Below are 18246 nucleotides of genomic sequence, written 5' to 3'. Positions count from 1 at the left end.
CGCGGCCCGGACGGCCAGGGCCGTGGAGGCCGTCCGGGCCGGCCGGCTCGACGTCCGTCAGGTGCGGGGCGGGGCCGGCCCGGGGCCGGCCCCGCTCACGGCTACCGGCGGAACTTCGCCTCCAGCTGGGGGGCGGAGACCACGCTGACGCCGTCGAGCCGGGTGAGGACCCGCCCGTCGCGGGCGCAGGCGGTCACGGTGAGTTCGGCACCGGTACCGGCCCCGCCGGTGCCGGTGCCCGGCTCCACCACCACCAGGAACGGCTCGCCGTCCGGCAGCGGGTGGTGCAGCTCGGCCGCGGCCACCGACAGGGGCAGCCCGGCCGTGCCGTGGAACAGGCGCACCCACACCAGGGCACCCTGGAGCAGCAGGTCGGCGCTGCCCGGAGCGAGCAGCGAACCGCTGAACGCGGCGTCGGCGTGCCGGAACTGGGGCAGCGAGCACTCCAGGACCAGCCGTGCCCGGTCCTCCGCCAGCACCCGGCGCACGCCCTGGAGGGACGGGCCGTGGAACAGCGTGCCGTCGGTGTAGAGGGCGGCGGCGTCCCGGCCCGTACCGGGCGCGGGCAGTCCTTCGACGACCGCGGCGGCGGGCGCCGAGGCGCCGGTGGTGACGGCGTAGTGCGGCCGCACTGCGCCGTCCGCGCCGACCGAGCGGAAGGCCACCTGCGCGGCGTCGGTCCCGGCCGGGCTGATCGTCAGACGGGCGACCGCGGGGTGCGTGCCGTCGAAGACGACGCCCTTGTGCACCGCGAAGTCGCGGAGCCGGCGCACCGGGACACCGGTGACCCGCTCCACCGCGCCAGCCATCCAGCCGAGGGCGGCCGCGGCCGGGAGCACCGGGTCGTCACCGATCACGTGGTCGGCGACGATCGGTTCACCCGGCAGGCCGGTCAGGTCCTGTTCCACGGTGACCGCGCCGCTCAGCGGCGCCGCCTTCCGCTCGGAGAGCGGGGTGGTCGGGCCGAGGACGGTGACCACGTCGTCCGCGCGGTCCGCGGCGAACTGGTCGGCGAACATCCCGGCGCCGGTGTCCACCGGGATCAGCGTGATGCCGCGCTCCTCGAACACCGCCTTGACCTCGGCGGAGACCATGCCGCTGTCCCAGGCGCCCCAGTTGAGCGAGGTGACGTGGGCACGGGGGTGACGCCGCTTGAAGGACGCGGCCCAGACGTTGAGCACCTCGTTGGCCATCGCGTAGTCCGACTGGCCCCTGTTCCCGAAGAACCCGGCCACCGAGGAGAACAGCAGCACGTGGCGCAGCGCGTCCTCGGGCAGGGCGGCGGTCACCGAGCGCAGCCCGGCGAGCTTGGGCGCGAAGACCCGCTCGGCCTCGGACGCCTTCTTCTGGGATATCAGCTGGTCGGCCAGGACCCCCGCGCCGTGCACGAGGCCGGTGACGCGGTCCCGGTGCGGGGCCAGCGCGGCGGCGGTGGCCGCCGGGTCGGTGATGTCCACGGCGAGGTACCGGGCTTCGCTGCCCGCCGCGCGCACCTGCTCCAGCGTCCGGCGGATCTCCCGGCTGCCGGTCACCGACCGGTAGAGCTGCTCGACCCGCTTCGGGGTCGGCTTCTCGCCGGACGCCTTCAGCTCGGCGGCCGCGGCGGCCTTCAGCCCGCTCTCCTCGACCCCGCTCGCCCACGCGGGCTCGTCCTCGACCGGGGTCCGGCCGAGCAGCAGCAGCCCCGGCTTGTGCCGCCGGGCCAGCTCCACCACGCAGGCGGCCGTGATCCCCCGGGCGCCGCCGGTGACGACGAGGACGTCCTTCGAGGTCAGTTGCGGGACGTCCTGACCGACGGGGCCCAGCGGGTGCTCGGCGAGGCCGAGTCCGACCCGGCGGGTGCCGTCGAGACCGACCTGCGCCGGTTCGGTCGCCGCGTCGGCGATCTCGTCCAGCAGGAGGGCCGCTGCGGCGGAGGAACCGAGCGCGGGGTCGATGTCGACGCTCCGGGCGAAGACCTCGGGCGCCTCGACGGCCAGCGTCTTCACCAGTCCCGTCACGCCACCGGCCGGGGCCAGCTCCTCGTCCACGCCGCCGGTACCGAAGGCGCCGTCCAGCCGCGTCACGGCGATGAACGCGGCGCGTCCCCCCGTCGCGGCCTTGACCAGCGGTTCGACGACGTGCTTGGCGACCAGCAGGGAGTGTGCGAGGCGGCGCACACCGTCGGCCCAGGCTCTGCCCCCGGTGGTGCTCAGATCGAGCACCAGGGAGACGCCGTCCCCCGTGATCTCCTCGACCCGGGAGGCCAGTTCGGTCACGCCCCAGCCGGAGAGCGCGTGGTCGGTGACGCCCGAGGCGCGTTCGGCGACGCCGGGCAGGCGCAGCACGTGCACCCGCCAGTGGGCTTCGGCGAGCCGGGCGGCGACCACCGGGGCGAGGTCCCCGCCGTCGTCCACGACGAGGACGCCGGCCTTCTCGGGGTAGGCGCCGACGAGTTTGTCCGGCCTGGGCAGGGGGACCAGCGCGGCCTGCGCCCTGCCGATGCGGCCGGGGGTCTGCGCGGACGGGGCCGGAGCGGACGGGGCCGACTCGGCGGCCGGGACGGCCGGAGCGGCCTCGGCGGCCGGGGCCGGTTCTCCCTGGCCCGCCATGAACGTCACGATGTCCTGAAGCGTCCGCAACTCACCCAACTGCTCCGGACCAGCGGCCGCATCAGCACCGAACCGCTCCTGCAACACCCCCATGATCTCGACCCGCTTGATCGAGTCGATCCCCAGATCAGCCTCCACGTCCATGCCCAACTCCAGCATGTCCGCCGGATAACCCGTCTTCTGCGCCACCACCTCCAACAACACCGACTCCACCGCCGCACCATCCACCACCGGCGTCAGCACCGCCACCGCAGGAGCCGGCACCGCGGAAACCGCCTCCGCGGCCGGAACCGGCCCTCCCCGGCCCGCCATGAACGTCACGATGTCCTGAAGCGTCCGCAACTCACCCAACTGCTCCGGACCAGCGGCCGCATCAGCACCGAACCGCTCCTGCAACACCCCCATGATCTCGACCCGCTTGATCGAGTCGATCCCCAGATCAGCCTCCACGTCCATGCCCAACTCCAGCATGTCCGCCGGATAACCCGTCTTCTGCGCCACCACCTCCAACAACACCGACTCCACCGCCGCACCATCCACCACCGGCGCCAGCACCGCCACCGCAGTGGCAGCCGCCTCCGCGGCCGGCGCGGCGGCCGGGGCGGTTCCCGGCGCACCGGCGGGCGCACCGACCGGCACGGGGGCGGGCTCGGGGGCGGGCGTCGGGGCGGGAGCCGCCGGCAGGGCCGCCGGGGCGGGGGCGGCCGCCACCGGATGCGGCCGGGGCACGGGGGCCGGGGCCGGCGGCGTCACGGGCGGCGGTTCGACGGACCGGCGGGCCGGTGCGGGCGCGGCGCCGGACTCCAGGTGCGCGAGGTCGCGCAGGATCTCGTTGGCCCGCAGGTGCGTGCGCCCGATGGCCAGGCCGTGCTCCTTGACGGCGTTGACGCCGGGAAGCACCTCGTTGAGCCGGCCCTGCTCGTCGGCGCGCTCCACCAGTCCCGTGAGGCGTTCGACGTGTCGCAGCTGGCCGTTGAGGTACTCGTCGTGCAGGGCGAGGTGGTCGCCCATCAGGGCGGCGAGGCGGTCGGTATCCACGTGCGCTGTCTCCAGGGGGACGGGTGCGGGGACGGGTGGCGCCACGGGCGCGGGCGCGGCCGGAACGGGAGCGGCGGGCGCCGTCTCGGCGGCCGGGGCGGGCGCCGTCTCGGCGGCCGGGGCGGGCGCGAGAGCCGTCGGCAGGGCCACGCGGTAGCCGTTGTCGAGGGCGTCGCGGTAGGCGGCCCGGCGCTCCGGTGAGACGTAGTTGATGCCGTTGAGCAGGACGGTCATGCCCTTCACGGGCTCGGGCACGGGCGCCTTCGCCACGTAGCGGTCCGTCGTGCCGAGGGGCAGCCCGAGGACGGCGAGCTGGGCTACGGCCTGCTTGAGCGCGACGTCGGAGTCCTTGCCCGGACCGCCGTCCAGCGCGATCGCGACGTGCTCGCGGTCACCGAGCGTCCGCCGCACCAGCTGGGAGAGGACCCCCTTCGGGCCGAACTCGACGAAGACCCGGAAGCCGTCCGCGTACATCTCCTCGACCCGGGCGGCGAAGTCCACCGGGTGGATCAGCTGCTGCGCCAGCACCGCGCGGTTGGCCGCGACGTCCGCGCCGTAGACCGAGCCGCGCGTGTTGGCGTAGACGCGGCCGCGCGGCTCCCGGACCTCGGCCGCCTCGACGTGGGTGCGGAACGCGTCGACCGCGTGGCTGACGAAGGGGGTGTGGAAGGCTGCGGCCACCGGCAGCCGCGACGCCTTGGTCCCGGCCGCTCCGGCCGCGGCGACCAGCCGCTCCACCGCGTCCTCGGCACCGCCGACCACGATCTGGTCCGGCGCGTTGCGGTTGCACACCACGAGGCCGGGGTGGTCGGCGAGCAGGCGCGTGACCTGCTCTTCGGGCGCCGAGACGGCCGCCATCGCACCGGCGTCGAAGCCGGGCCCGGCGGGCGGGGCCATGGCGGCGCCACGGGCGCGGGCCAGCGCGAAGAACGTTTCGTCGCCCAGGGAGCCCGCCGCCCACAGGGCCGTCAGCTCACCGAAGCTGTGGCCGAGGAAGCCCTCGGGTGCGAAGCCGAGTTCGGTCAGGTAGCGGAACTGCCCGGCGGAGAGCGCTCCGATGGCGGGCTGGGCGTACTCGGTGGCCCGCAGCGCCGTCTCCTGGGCCTCGCGGCCCCCGGCGTCGAACGTCGGCGGCGGGAAGGCCACACGGGAGAGCGGCGTGGCGCCCTCGAAGTGCTGGTTGGCCCGGTCGAAGGCGGACCGCAGCGGCGGCAGCGCCAGGACGGCGCTCATGCCCGGGTTGACGTACTGGCTGCCCTGCCCGGCGAACAGCGCGGCGACCCGGCCCGGCTCCTGCACGGCGGTGCGGCGGAAGTGGATGCCCTTGGGGTGGGACCAGGCGTCGGCGTCCCGGCGGGCGCGCAGCTCGCGCAGGGCCGTCTCGCGCAGCGCGGTCAGCTCCTCCTCGGTGCGGGCGACCAGGGCCAGACGCGCGTGCCCGGCCGGAGCCGGTCCGCCGGTGGCGGGCGACCCGTCGGCGAGGGCCCGCTCCAGCGCACCGGTGTCCGGGGCGTGCCACAGGTGCACCGACGCGACGGGGGACATCAGGCGCAGGTCGTCGCCGTCGCCGTGCTCGTCCAGCACGAGGTGGAAGTTGGTGCCGCCGAAGCCGAAGGAGGAGATGGCCGCCCGGCGCACCGGGCGCCGCGGGTCGCGGATCCAGGGGCGCAGTTCGGTGTTGACGTAGAAGGGACCGGAGACGGAGTCGATGGCCGGGCTCGGCTGGTCGACGTTGATGGTGGGCGGCAGCACCTTGTGGTGCAGGGCCAGCGCGAGCTTGATCATGCCGGCGGCTCCGGCCGCCGCCTTGGTGTGGCCGATCTGCGACTTGACACTGCCGATCGCGGCGTGGGCGACGGAGTCGGTGGTCTCGCTGACGACGGCGGACAGCGCGCTCAGCTCGGTCGCGTCGCCGACGGCCGTACCGGTGCCGTGCGCCTCGAACAGCTCGACGCTCGCGGGCGAGCAGTCGGCGTCCTCGTAGGCCCGGCGCAGGGCGACCATCTGCCCTTCCTTGCGCGGGGCGTAGATGGACTTGAACCGGCCGTCGCTGGAGGTGCCCAGTCCCCGCAGCACCGCGTAGACGCGGTTGCCGTCCCGCTCGGCGTCGGACAGGCGGCGCAGCGCCAGCATGCCGATGCCCTCGCCGATCAGCGTGCCGTCGGCGTCCCTGTCGAAGGGCCGGATGCGGCCGGACTTCGACAGGGCCGGGGTCTTGCTGAAGCACAGGTACATGAAGATGGTGTTCTCGGCGTCGCATCCGCCGACCAGCATCGTGTCGGAGCGGCCCTCCAGGAGCTCGCTCACCGCGGCGCGCACGGCGCCCAGGGAGCTGGCGCAGGCCGCGTCGACGGTCATGTTGATGCCGCCGAGGTCCAGCCGGTTGGCGATGCGGCCGGCGACCACGTTGCCGAGCATGCCGGGGAAGGAGTTCTCCTCCCAGGGCGCGTACGCCTTGACGAACTTGGCCGCGACCTCCTCGGCGTCCCGCTCCGACAGCCCGCAGCTGCGCACGACCTCCTTGATGACCGGCGTCTGGAGCCGGGCGGTCAGCGGCTGGGTGAGCTGGTTGGCGCCGGTGATGCCGAGGATCACACCGGTGCGCGAGGCGTCGTACCAGGGCTGGTCGGCGCCGGCGTCCTTGAGCAGGTCGCGGGCGACGACGAGGCTCAGCAGCTGGAGGACGTCGGTGACCTCCAGGGTGTTCGGGGGCAGCCCGAACTCCAGCGGGTTGAAGGCGACGTCGGGGATGAACCCCCCTTTGCGCGAGTAGGTCTTGTCGGGAGCGGCGGGGTCCGGGTCGTAGTGCTCGCCGGCATCCCAGTGGCCCTCGGGCACGTCGTCGATGCAGTCGGCGGCCGAGACGACGTTGCCCCAGAACGCGCGGAGGTCCCGGGACTTGGGATAGAGCGCGGAGAGGCCGACGATGGCGATGGGGTCACGGGCGAGCCGACGGTCGATGTCGGTTTCCTGCGAAGAGTTCACGGCGAGTCTCTCTGGTCTGGGACGAGGAGGGGGAGCGGACCGGTCAGGGGCGGCCGACCAGCCCGGCGATGGCCGCGGCGGCGTCCGGGCGCGTGAGCATGGTGTAGTGGTCACCCGGAACGGTGTGGAGCGCGAGGCCGCGGGGAGCGAGCTCCGGCCAGCCGAGCGTCTCGTCCTGCGGGAGCAGGCTGCCCTCGGCCTTGGCGAGGACCAGCGGGACGGACGCGGGCGCGGGACGGTGCCCGGCGGTGAGGCGGTTGTTGCGCAGCAGGCCCTCGACGTAGGTGTCGTAGAGCTTCCGCAGCCCGGCGACCGGGGTGTCCGCCGGCAGCGCGCCGCTGGCGGTGGCGGCGTCCAGCAGCCGGACGAGCCCGGTCTCGGTGTCCAGGCCGTCGGTCCCGGCGGGTCCGAGGGACAGGGCACGGCCGCGCTTGGCGCCCACGTACATGGCGAACCAGCGCAGGAGCAGCGGCGCGTCCAGGGACTCGTCGGGCTGCTGGTACGCCTCGGTGGGGGCGATGCTGTCGAGCAGCACCAGCCGGTCGGGCCGGTCGCGTTCCGGCAGCGCCTCGGTCATCGCCTGGGCGATGACGCCCCCGAAGGACCAGCCGACGAAGGTCGGCCGCGGCCCGTCCGGGGCCTGGGCCCGCTCCGTGCGGTAGGCGTCGGTGAAGCGGTCCACCAGGGTGGCGACGGTGAGGTCGCCGTGCTGACCGGTGAGCGCCGCCTCGAAGTACTCGGGCACGCCGGCCAGGTCCAGAACCGTGAGGCCGGTCCGCTCGGGCAGGGCGTCGGCGAGGTGGCCCCACACGCTCACGGGCAGGGCGCCGGGGTGCAGCGCGTAGACCGTGTGGCCGCCGGGACCGGGCGGGCGGTGCCGCAGCACGACCGGGGGCACCGCCGGCCGGCCCGGCTTACGCGGCTGCGGCACGCTGCACGCTCTCCTCGGCCATGTGCGCCGCCAGGTCCTTGATGGTCGGGTGGTACCACAGTGCCGTCGTTCCCAGCTCGAATCCCAGCCAGTTCTCCAGCTCACCGGCGAGGATCAGCGCCTCGGTGCTGTCCAGGTCCAGCTCGTCGAAGTACTGCTCCGGTGGGACGTCGGCGGGCCCGATGCCCAGCCGGTGCGCGATCTTCTCGATCAGCCACTGCTGGGCCTCCTCGGCCGTAACCTTTCGCATTCCCCGCGATCCCTTCCCTCGGTGGTGGCACACGGGCCGGTTGGATGCGGGGGGCGCCCCCGCGAGGACGGACCCTAGGCAGGCGGCGGCAACGAGGACGGACGCTCTGGCGTCCGCCGTGTGGCCACTGACACGGGGCGTGCCGGGACGTCTCCCCGGCGCGACGGCTTTGACCTGCACTGATCTCAGTCGCCGGGACGTCTCCCGGCACGCGGTGTCAGGGTTGTCCTCGTCTGTCAGCGCAATCGGGCGGTCTGCGGGGGGTCTCTGAGTGGTCATCACTCACGGACCGCCGGTAGCAGCCGCCCGGACCGGTTTCACCGGCGCCCGGCCGAGCCGCGGCGGCGGGGCCGGATTGAGTGCCGCGCACTCATGCCCCGCCCCGGGCCCTTCTGCTTTGCTCCGTCACAGGGGCGCGGCGGGGGACCGCGCCAACGGGAGAAGGTGACATGCAGTTCCGGGTACTGGGCTCGCCTGAGGTCTTCGACGAGACGCGGCAGCGGCCCGTCCAGCTCAAGAGCCCCAAGCAGCGCCTGTTGCTGGGCGCGCTGCTGACACGTCCGTCCACGCCCGTGCCCACGGAAGCGCTGATCGGGGAAGTGTGGGGCGAGCGCCCGCCCGAGAAGGCGGTCAACGCCCTCCAGGCCCACGTGTCGCGCCTGCGCCAGTTGCTGATCGAGAACGAACCCGCCCGCGCCGAGGGCCCCCGGCTGATCGCCCGCGGACCCGGCTACCTGCTCCGGGTGCGGCCGGACGAGCTGGACTGCGTGCGGTTCCGGCTCCTCGTCGCCCGCGCCCGCGCGTGCGCGGACGCCGACCCCGGCGCCGCCTGCCTCTTCCTCCAGCGGGCCCTGGGGCTGTGGCGGAACCCGGTACCGTCCGACGCCTCGTTCGGCCCCCTGTACGCCGAGGCCACGGCCCGGCTGGAGGAGGAGCGTCTGTGCGCCCTGGAGGACCTCTTCGACGCCTCGCTGCGGCTCGGGCGCCACAGACAGGTGATCGCCCGGCTGGCGGAGCTGGCCGCGTCACATCCCGGCCGGCCGCGCCTGCGCCAGCAGCTGGCGCAGGCCCGGCAGCACGCCGGCGGGCCCCGTCCGGAGAAGCGGGCCGGACACCCCGCGGAGGCGGCAGCGGGCCCCGGCCCGCGGCCGACGGTGTCCGCCGTGGTGCGGCGGGAGGCCGTGAGCCGGGACGTGGCCCGCCCCCCGGCCGGCGGTCCGGACGAGCGCGCACCCCGCACGGCCACCCTGGTGGAGGCCGGCGAGTTCCACCGGATGCGGCGGGAGATCGAACGGCTGACCACCGAACAGCAGGAGCTGCGCCGGGTGCTGGAACACCTCACCGCGCTGGTGGCCGCCCAGGCGCCCACGCCCGCGTCCCCCTACGAGCCCGTCCCCGCCGCCCAGGGCGAACTGAACGACACCAGCGAGAAGCTGCTCACCCGCGTGCTGACGGCACGGCCGGGCGCCTTCTCCAAGGGGCTGCGGCCGGTGAACGCGGGCGGACGGCGCGGGGAAGGGACTCAGGCGACGATCCGCTGACCGTGCCGCTCCGTCAGCGCGCCCGCGATCTCCTTGCGCGCCGAGATGCCGAGCTTGTTGTAGACGCGGTGCAGGTGGTTCTCCACCGTGCGGACGGAGAGCACCAGCCGGGCTGCGATCTCCCGGTTCGACAACCCCGAGGCGACGAGGGCCGCGACCTCCCGCTCGCGTCTGGTCAGCGTGGCCCGCAGGCTGTCGTCCGGGTGCTCCCCGGCCGCCCAGGGCGGCAGCGGGGCGTCGATGGCGGCCAGCAGCTCCTGGCAGGCCGCCCACGCCGCCTGCCCCTTGCGGAAGCGGCCCGCCGCCTGGTGGGCACGGGCCGCCTGCGCCAGGGCCTCCGCGGCCAGCGGCCGGGCGCCCATGGCCCGGAACCGCTGCGCCACCGCGGCCAGCGCGTCGCCGTCGGACTGGGCGAGCGCGGTGACGTGGTCGGCCTGGAGGCGGGCCAGCCCGGAGGTGCTCTGGCCGGCGAGCCGGCGCGTCCGTTCGGCCAGCGGCGCGGGGTCCGACACCCGGGCCGCCACGTGCAGGGCCGCGACGGCGGCGAGCACCCGGCCCGCGCCTGCCGCGCGCTCGGCCACCTCCAGGGCCGCGGCGGCCGCCGCGGGGAAGTCACCGGTGTGGGCGAGCACCACCGCCCGCTCGTGGGCGATGCCGTCCTCGACGACCGGGTAGCGCGCCGAGCCCTCCGGCGCCCGCTCGGCCTCCAGGAGCACGCAGAGCGCCTCGTTGCGGTGGCCGGACTCGGCCAGTGCGCCCGCCAGCCACGCGGTGGTCCACGACTGGGCGTCCAGCCAGTCGCGGCGGCTGCGGATCGCGGCGCTCTGCCGCAGCAGGGTCACCGCCTCGGTGAGCTGTCCACGCTCGCGGCTGAGCCGCGCCCTGAGCACGGACAGCCGCAGCTGCCGCGCCCGGTCACCGGGATCGGAGGAGCGTTCCAGCTCCTTCAGCACCGCCATCGCGCCGTCCCAGTCGCCACTCTGGTACAGGCACTCGATGACCACCGCCTCCTGCTGGCCCCGTTCGGCGTCCCCCCAGTCCGCCAGCCGGCCCCGGTGCGCGTGCAGCATGCGCAGCGCCCCCTCGGGGTCGCCCTGCTCCAGCCGGGCGAAGGCCGCCACGGGCAGCAGGAACCACAGCGCCGGGGAGCCGGGCGGCACCGACGACAGGGTCCGCTCGGCGACGGCGGTGGCCTCGGGAAGCCGGTCGGTCAGGACGGCGAGGGCGGCGCGGCTGCCGTCGAGCAGCCGGGCCCCCGCGTCACCGACGCACCGCCCGGCCTGGTCCACGAGCGCGACCGCGTCGGCCACCCGCCCCAGCCCCCAGGCGAGGTTGTCCACGCGGGTCCTCCACAGGTCCAGGAGCCCCTCGCCCGGCGGGGCGGGGAGGTCGGCGACCGCGGCGAACTCCCGCTCGGCCTCCTCGTACCGCGTCAGGCCCGACAGCGCCTGGGCCAGCAGCAGCCGCGCGTCCGCCTCCCCGGCCGTGCCGGGCTCCGTCCGGAAGAGGGCGACGCGGCACAGGCGCTCGGCGTCCCGGTGGTTCTCGTGCCGGACTGCGACGCGGGCCGCGTCCAGCACCTGGCCCGTGTCCGGGACCAGCCCCGCGTCCAGCCGCAGGGTGGTGATCCGCAGCAGGTCGTCCCGTCTTCGGGCACCGGTTTCCACCAGCGCCTCGGCGACGAGCGTGCGCAGCCGGCGGCCGGTGAAGGCGGACATCCGGGAAGCGAGCACCCGGCCGCTGAGCGGCTCGGCCAGCCGCAGCCGCACGCGCTGCCCGAAGCGTTCCTCCGTGACCACCTGGCGCAGCAGCAGCGACTCGGCAGCCGTGCTCAGGCCGGACCGCACCACCAGCTCCGACTCCAGCGACGGGACGACGGCCAGCATGCGGGCCAGCTCGTACTCCTCGGCCGTCATCTCCCCCAGTCGGAGCAGGACCACCTCGGCCAGCCGCCCGCCGGGGGCGTCGGTGAGGCCCGGCCAGTGCCAGACGCCGCCGACCCGGCGGAGCGAGCCGTCGCCGAGGGACTGCTCGACCAGCTCCCGCAGCAGCAGCGGATGCCCCTGGGTGAGGTCCCACAAATTCTCCAGCGTGAGCGCCGCGCAGTCCCCGCCCAGCCCGGCGCCCAGGGTGCGGGAGAACGCCGCCCGGTCGAACGGGCCGAGGCGGACGCGCTCCACGAGGTGCTCCAGCCACAGCTGGTCGACGCCCAGGGGCGGCCGGACCTCCCGGGTGACGGCGCCGAGCACCCGGACCCGGCCCGTGGCCGCCAGGGCGTGGAGCTGCGCGGCGGCCGCCGCGTCGAGGGTGTGCGCGTCGTCCACGGCGAGCAGGGGCGGCCGGGAGGCCTCGGTGCGCCGGGTCCGGCGCAGCCGTGCCGCGCACTCGCTGACGGTGTCGAACCGCTCGGCCGCGGCGGCGCCGTGACCGCCCACGCTGCCGACCGACCACACGGTGTGCCCCTGTGCCGATGCCCGGCGCATGGCCTCGGTGAGCAGCTGGGTCATGCCCATCCCGAAGGAGCCGGTGATAAGGGCGCCCTTGCCCCGCTGAACGGCGGACTCGATCAGGCTGAGTTCCGGCGCACGTCCGACCAGCTGCCAGTCGCCGTTCATTTCCCGCATGGTCATCATCATGCACATTCCGCTGATTGGAGTGCCCAGCCCACGGTAATCGGCCGATCCGCTGACGCCTGCCGTGAAAGACACAGGTCACCGTTTACCGCTCACCCGGCGGCGGGGGCCGCCCTCCGCGGCGTCAGCCCAGCTCACCGCAGCGGCGACCGGAGCGCGGGCCCCGGCGCGGTCCGTCCGGCGCACACGTTCGAATATGTCGAACGTAACGTGAACCCGTCATGCCGCCGGAAACACCCGGCGCTCCCGCGCAATCCACCACCCGTTATCCCGGGAGACGCCGGCGGAACGACCGCCGGGCCGGAATGGGAACACCGAGCACGGCGGCCGCCCGGCGGCCCGTCCCCGTCTCCGCACCCGGTGAGGGTGAAACCGGCACGGGCGTTTCCCCGGGACGCGTCGCCGGGCCCAGGCCCGGGCGCGACGCGGGGCCCACGCCGCCCCGCCGTCCCCGCGGTGGTACCGCGACGCACCGCGCCGGGGAGACACGGCTGCAAGCGGGGTGCTTGCAATTGCTAGCACGGTGAGGCACGGTGGAGCGCATGGGTTCACTGCATCCGGGCGGCATCGGCGACTTCCTGCGGGAGCAGCGGAGCAACGCGCAGCTCTCGCTGCGGCAGCTCGCCGACGCCGCCGGGGTGTCGAACCCGTATCTGAGCCAGATCGAGCGCGGGCTGCGCAAGCCCAGCGCGGAGATCCTGCAGCAGCTCGCCAAGGCGCTGCGGATCTCCGCGGAAACGCTGTACGTACGCGCGGGCATGCTGGAGGAACGGGTGGGGCAGGAGATCGACGTTCCGGCCGCCGTCCTCGCCGACCCGTCGATCACGGAGCCGCAGAAGCAGGCGTTGCTCCAGGTCTACGCGTCGTTCCGCGCGCAGAACGGGACTTTGGGCGGTGACGGCGGCGGCTCCGCCGGCACCGCCGCCGGTCCCTGAGCACGGCAGCTGTGAGCACCACGCCGAGCAGCACCGAGCACCACCGAGCACCACCCCTTTGAAACGCCCGGGAGGGACGCACATGCCCAGCAACACCGACTTCCGCAAGACCCTCACCGACCCGACGCCGCTGTACTTCGCGGCCGGTGTGATCGAGAAGGTCCGCGCCGAGGCGCCGGACCGGATCGCCAAGCTCCGCTCCACCGACACCAAGCTCGTGCAGGCCCGCGTGCAGGAGGCCCTGGCCACGCTGGACTCCGACGTGAAGAAGCTGCGCGAGCAGGCCCAGCACTTCGCGCTCCAGGGTGTCGGCTACGCCGCCGAGGCCGCCGTGAAGGCCAAGGAGGGCTACGAGACGCTCGCGGAGCAGGGACGGCACGCCGTGGAGGGCTGGCGCGGCCGGAAGGACGGCGAGGACACCGGCTACGAGGCGACGGTCGAGCGCGAGCCGGTCCCCGCCACCGAGCCGCGGAACGGCACCACGCGGTTCTCGCAGCAGACCGCCACCGAGGAGACCGCCACCGAGGAGACCGGCTCCCCGCGGACCGCCTCCGCCGGGACCGCTGCCGGGACCGCCTCCGCCGAGGAGCCGGAGACGGATGCCGCCGCCGGGCCGAAGAAGCCGGCCGCGCGCCGCACCGGGGCGACGAGCCGCACGGCGTCGGCCAAGAAGACGACGACCGCCCGCAAGACGGACCCCGGCAAGGAGTCCTGAGCGGACGGCCGTCACGGCGACGGGGGGCCGGGCGCGCTACAGGCCCGGCCCCCCGTGCGGGTAGCGTGGGCGGCCGGGACGGCTCGACCCCAGGAGGGTGACCAGCGTGATTCTGACCGGTTTCAACGAGGCCATGGACTTCCTGTTCCTGGGGCTGCTGGTCTTCTCCGTCTTCTGCTTCGTCGACGCGATCCTCCGCCGCGAGGACGCGTACCGGGCCGCGGACAAGAACACCAAGCAGTTCTGGCTGATCCTCCTGGGCATCGGGGCGGCGATCAACCTGTTCGTCGGCGGCGGGTTCCTGCTGCTGACGATCATCGCGGTGATCGCCGACATCGTGTACATGGTCGACGTCCGCCCGGCGCTGATCCGGGTGACGGGCAGCGGCGGCGGCCGGTACCGGGGCAGCAGCAGCGACGGGCCGTACGGCCCCTACAACGGCGGGCGCTGACCCCGCGGGGCGCCGCCGCACCCGGCGGGGCGGCCCGGTTCAGCCGCGGTCCAGCAGGAGGACGGCGACGTCGTCGGCCAGTTCGCCGCCGTTGAGGCGGTGGACGTCGGCGAGGACGCCGTCCAGCAGCTGTTCCCCGGCCCGCCCGGAGGCGAGCCCCCCGGCGACGAGGCGCACCATGCCGTCCTGGCCGAGCCGTTCGCGGGTGCCGTCACCACTGCGGCCCTCGATCAGGCCGTCCGTGTACATCATCAGGCTCCACGCGCCGCCCAGCTCCACCCGGGTGCGGGCCCAGCGGGCGCGCGGCAGCAGCCCGAGCGCCGGGCCCGCGTGGTCCTCGGGCAGGAGCCGGGGCGCGGCGCCCGGCCGGGCCAGCAGCGGCGCGGGGTGCCCGGCGAGGCAGACGCCGGCCCGACGGCCGTCGGGCGCGATGTCGACCATGCACAAGGTCGCGAAGATCTCCTCGCTCGACCGCTCGTTCTCCAGCACCTTCTGGAGCGTGGCCAGCAGCTCGTCGCCGCACAGCCCGGCGAAGATGAGCGCGCGCCAGGCGATGCGCAGTTCCACACCGAGCGCGGCCTCGTCGGGGCCGTGCCCGCACACGTCGCCGATCATCGCGTGCACGGTGCCGTCGGCGGTGCGGACGGTGTCGTAGAAGTCGCCGCCGAGCAGGGCGCGGGAGCGGCCGGGGCGGTAGCGGGCGGCGAACCGCAGCGGGCTTCCCGCCAGCAGGGGCGTGGGCAGCAGGCCGCGCTCCAGGCGCGCGTTCTCCTGGGCCCGCAGCCGGGACTCGGTGAGCTGCCGCTGCGCCAGGTCGGCCCGCTTGCGCTCGACGGCGTAGCGGATGGCGCGGCCGAGCAGGCGCGCGTCCAGTTCGTCGCGGTAGAGGTAGTCCTGCGCCCCGACGCGGACGGCTTCGGCCGCCCGCTCGGCGTCGTCCTCGCCGGTGAGGACGAGCACGGCGTGCCCGGGGGCCAGCCGCAGCACCTGCCGCAGCAGGTCGAGGTCGGCCTGCGCCAGGTCGAGCAGGATGCAGTGGACGTCGTCGGTGAACAGCCGCTCGGCCTCGGTGAGGTTGCGCGCGGTGCGGACGCGGACCCGGGCACCGCCGGGGCCGGTCAGTTCGGGCAGCGGCGGCGAGCCCGCGGAGTCGGCGTCGATGACGAGCAGGGTCTCCACCTGCCGGAGCGGCTGCGCCTGCGCCGGCAGGGCGCCCGCCGGCAGCTCGGTGCCGGCCCCCTCGCCCACGGATACGGGCATCACGCTGTCCTCTTCCCTCCCCCCCGAGGGCCGTCCCGGCACCCGGCCGGGATGCCGCAGGTGACCTTAGCCGCCGATCACCCCGGGCGGAACGGACGGGTCCTTCCCCACCGCGGTATATGCCAGGGATCACAGCCCTGCGCCGCCGCGCCGCGCCGGGGACGCCGCCGGTCCGCCCGCCGCGCGCACGCCGGGGGCCGGGTCACGCGTCGGGGCGGACGACGCCCAGGATCGGCAGCGCGCCCGCGCCCTCGATCCGGATCTGGCGGCCCGTGCGGGGGGCGTGCACCATCTCGCCGTCGCCCAGGTACATGCCGACGTGGCTGGCGTCGTCCTTGTAGATGATGAGGTCGCCGGGGCGCATGTCGTTGACCTCGACCCGGTCGAGCTGCTTCCACTGCTCCTGCGAGGTGCGGGGGATCGGCGTGCCGGCGGCCTCCCAGGCGCGCAGCGTCAGCCCGGAGCAGTCGAAGGTGCCCGGCCCGGTGGCGCCCCACTCGTAGTCCTTGCCGATCTGGGCGGTGGCGTAGGCGATGGCCTTCTTCCCCCGCTCGCTGGCCGCCCCGCCGGCCCCGTCCAGGACGCCCGTCCCCAGCCACCGCGTCTGCCGGGCGCGGGCGGCGCGCTCCTCCAGCTCCCGCAGCCGCTCGCGCTCGTCGGCCGCCAGCTGCGACTCCAGCGTCTCGGCGGCGGCGAGCCGGTCCTCGACCTTCTCCCGGGCCGCCGCCTGCTTCTCGCGCCCGGCCTCCAGCTTCGTCCACTCCTCGTGCGCCCGCCGCGCGTCCGCGCCCAGGACCTCCTGGGTGCGGCTGAGGCGGCCGAGGATGCCGGCGGTGGCCTGCTGGCCCTTGAGCAGAAGGCTGAGGGAGGACAGGAAGGACTCCGGGTCGTCGTCCAGCACGAGCCGGGTCCCGGTGGGCAGCCCGCCGCCGCGGTACTGGGCCCTGGCCATGGCCCCGGCGCGGTCGTTCAGGTCGTCCAGCTCGGAGCGGTTGCTCGCGAGGCGGCCCGTCAGGGCGGCCATCCGCCGCTCCTGCCGCTCCACCTTCTCGGCGGCGGCGTTGTAGGCGTCGGTGGCGGAGCCCGCCTGGTCGTGCAGCGCCTCGATCCGCTGCCGGACCTCTTCCAGCCGGGCGGTCTCCCGCGCGCCGGGCGGGAGCGTGAGGTCGGGGCTCGTAGTGGCGGGGGAGCCGGACGAGGAGCCGGGCGGCCCGGGATCGACGGGCGCGGCCTGCGCCGTCCCCGCCAGGAGCGCCAGCACTCCGACCGCACACACGGCAACGGTTCCCTCACGCAGCACCGCGTCATCCCTCCCCCAGCGGGTACCCCGCCCGCGTCGAACCGGCTACGGAGGATGGTGTCACGTGCTACCGCGAAGTAACAGGGTCACGCATCGGCAACGGCCCGAATACGGGACGAACACGGACACCGCCCTGACGACCGAGGTTCACCGTTCGTTCACTCTCGACCGTTGGGCGCTTCACCTGTCCTGCCTAATTTCAGCCGTACGGAGCGCGCCGCCTCACCCTCGTGAGGGCCGCTTACCGGTAGTCGAACACCGAGAACGCCACACACCCCAGCGCGCGCCGCTCCCCCACCGGCGGGCCCAGGAAGGAACTGAACCAAAGTGAAGCTTCAGCGCACGAACCGGCTTCGCGCCCTGACCGTCGGCGCTATCGCAGTCACCAGCGCTCTGGTCCTGACCGCCTGCGGCTCGGACGACAACACCGCCACGGGCGGTGACTCCCCGAGCCAGTCCGCAGCGGGCGGCGACATCGAGTGCAACGGCGAGGGCAACCTCCTGGCCTCCGGCTCCAGCGCGCAGAAGAACGCCGTGGACGCGTGGGTGCAGGCGTACCAGGAGGCGTGCCCCGACACGCAGATCAACTACAACCCGACCGGTTCCGGCGCGGGCATCCAGGAGTTCCTCCAGGGCAAGACGGCCTTCGCGGGCTCCGACTCGGCCCTCAAGGAGGACGAGGTCGCCGACTCCCAGAAGGTCTGCAAGGACGGCGGCAAGGCCATCAACCTGCCGATGGTCGGCGGCCCCGTGGCGATCGGCTACAACCTCTCCGGCGTGGAGGACCTCGTCCTGGACGCCTCCACCCTCGCGAAGATCTTCGACTCGAAGATCACCTCCTGGGACGACGACGCCATCAAGGCGCTGAACCCCGACGTCGAGCTGCCCGCCACCAAGATCCAGGCGTTCCACCGCTCGGACGAGTCGGGCACCACCGACAACTTCACCACCTACCTCAACGAGGCCGCCCCCGAGGACTGGACGTACGAGCCGGCCAAGGCGTGGGCCGCGCAGGGCGGCCAGTCCGCCAACGGCTCCGCGGGCGTGGCCACGAACGTCAACCAGACCGACGGCGCCATCGGCTACTTCGAGCTGTCCTACGCCACCGGCAACGACATCGACACCGTCAAGCTGGACACCGGTGCTGGCGAGCCCGTCGAGGCCACCGTCGAGAACTCCTCCAACGGCATCGCCGCGGGCAAGATCGTCGGCACCGACGGCGACCTGGCCATGGAGCTGGACTACACGACCACCGAGGCCGGGGCCTACCCGATCATCCTGGTCACCTACGAGATCGCCTGCGACAAGGGCAACGCGCCCGAGACGCTGGAGGCCATGAAGTCCTTCCTGGGCTACGCGGCCAGCGAGGCCGGCCAGAACGAGCTGGCCGAGATCGGCTACGCCCCGATCCCCGACGAGGTCATCACGCAGGTCCGCGAGAAGGTGGACACCCTCTCCTGACCCGAGGCCGGTGCGGCGCCCCCGCCACGGGGGCCGCCGCACCGGCGTCGCCGCGCCCGCCCGGCGACGGTGACGTGAGCACCCCGGCCGAACCGACTTCCGGTGCACCGCCGCCAGGGACGGACCGCGACGACGGCCCGTCCCGCACCAGACCG

11 protein-coding genes are annotated in these 18246 nt (G+C 74.6%); 5 read left to right on the top strand and 6 right to left on the bottom strand.

From position 1 onward, the window contains the following. Positions 1 to 101: 101 nt before the first annotated feature. Genes V1J52_RS25030 through V1J52_RS25020 form a run of 3 tightly spaced genes read right to left on the bottom strand, consistent with a single transcriptional unit; the run spans position 102 to position 7795 of the window. Entirely contained in the window at positions 102 to 6614 is a 6513-nt protein-coding gene (locus V1J52_RS25030) for an SDR family NAD(P)-dependent oxidoreductase (RefSeq protein ID WP_330142237.1), read from the bottom strand. A gap of 43 nt (positions 6615 to 6657) precedes the next feature. After that, on the bottom strand, positions 6658 to 7545 hold the full coding sequence (locus V1J52_RS25025; protein ID WP_330142236.1) for an alpha/beta fold hydrolase: 888 nt from the start codon (positions 7543 to 7545) through the stop codon (positions 6658 to 6660). Beyond that, positions 7529 to 7795, bottom strand: a complete 267-nt coding sequence (locus V1J52_RS25020; protein ID WP_330142235.1) for an acyl carrier protein — start codon at positions 7793 to 7795, stop codon at positions 7529 to 7531. The genes V1J52_RS25025 and V1J52_RS25020 overlap by 17 nt, the downstream gene beginning before the upstream one ends. Positions 7796 to 8244: 449 nt before the next feature. Between V1J52_RS25020 and V1J52_RS25015 the strand changes: the two genes are divergently transcribed. Next, positions 8245 to 9336 (top strand): AfsR/SARP family transcriptional regulator, encoded by a 1092-nt coding sequence (locus V1J52_RS25015; protein WP_330142234.1) that lies wholly within the window; start codon positions 8245 to 8247, stop codon positions 9334 to 9336. Here V1J52_RS25015 and V1J52_RS25010 read toward each other — a convergent pair. Continuing rightward, on the bottom strand, positions 9318 to 11960 hold the full coding sequence (locus tag V1J52_RS25010; protein WP_330142233.1) for a LuxR C-terminal-related transcriptional regulator: 2643 nt from the start codon (positions 11958 to 11960) through the stop codon (positions 9318 to 9320). The genes V1J52_RS25015 and V1J52_RS25010 overlap by 19 nt on opposite strands. Positions 11961 to 12511: 551 nt before the next feature. Between V1J52_RS25010 and V1J52_RS25005 the strand changes: the two genes are divergently transcribed. From V1J52_RS25005 to V1J52_RS24995, 3 genes are all read left to right on the top strand, one after another. Further along, positions 12512 to 12904 carry a helix-turn-helix domain-containing protein gene (locus V1J52_RS25005; protein WP_330142232.1) on the top strand — a complete coding sequence of 131 codons (393 nt, stop codon included), beginning with the start codon at positions 12512 to 12514 and terminating at the stop codon, positions 12902 to 12904. Positions 12905 to 12986: 82 nt separating this feature from the next. After that, positions 12987 to 13619, top strand: coding sequence for a hypothetical protein (locus V1J52_RS25000; RefSeq protein WP_330142231.1), 633 nt, complete (start codon positions 12987 to 12989; stop codon positions 13617 to 13619). A gap of 106 nt (positions 13620 to 13725) precedes the next feature. After that, a complete protein-coding gene (locus tag V1J52_RS24995; protein ID WP_330142270.1) occupies positions 13726 to 14070 on the top strand; it encodes a DUF2516 family protein in 345 nt (114 codons plus the stop codon). 39 nt (positions 14071 to 14109) lie between these two features. Here V1J52_RS24995 and V1J52_RS24990 read toward each other — a convergent pair whose 3' ends face one another. Then, on the bottom strand, positions 14110 to 15330 hold the full coding sequence (locus tag V1J52_RS24990) for a PP2C family protein-serine/threonine phosphatase (protein ID WP_330142230.1): 1221 nt from the start codon (positions 15328 to 15330) through the stop codon (positions 14110 to 14112). A gap of 202 nt (positions 15331 to 15532) precedes the next feature. Further along, a complete protein-coding gene (locus V1J52_RS24985) occupies positions 15533 to 16606 on the bottom strand; it encodes a C40 family peptidase (RefSeq protein WP_330142229.1) in 1074 nt (357 codons plus the stop codon). 351 nt (positions 16607 to 16957) lie between these two features. Here V1J52_RS24985 and pstS point away from each other — a divergent pair, with 351 nt between their 5' ends. Then, on the top strand, positions 16958 to 18091 hold the full coding sequence (gene pstS / locus V1J52_RS24980) for a phosphate ABC transporter substrate-binding protein PstS (protein WP_330142228.1): 1134 nt from the start codon (positions 16958 to 16960) through the stop codon (positions 18089 to 18091). The last annotated feature ends 155 nt before the right edge of the window (positions 18092 to 18246 follow it).

The organism is Streptomyces solitudinis (genome assembly GCF_036323765.1).
GTDB lineage: Bacteria > Actinomycetota > Actinomycetes > Streptomycetales > Streptomycetaceae > Streptomyces.
Note: the sequence above shows the minus strand (reverse complement) of the source record. Positions and strands in the feature narration are given on the sequence as shown.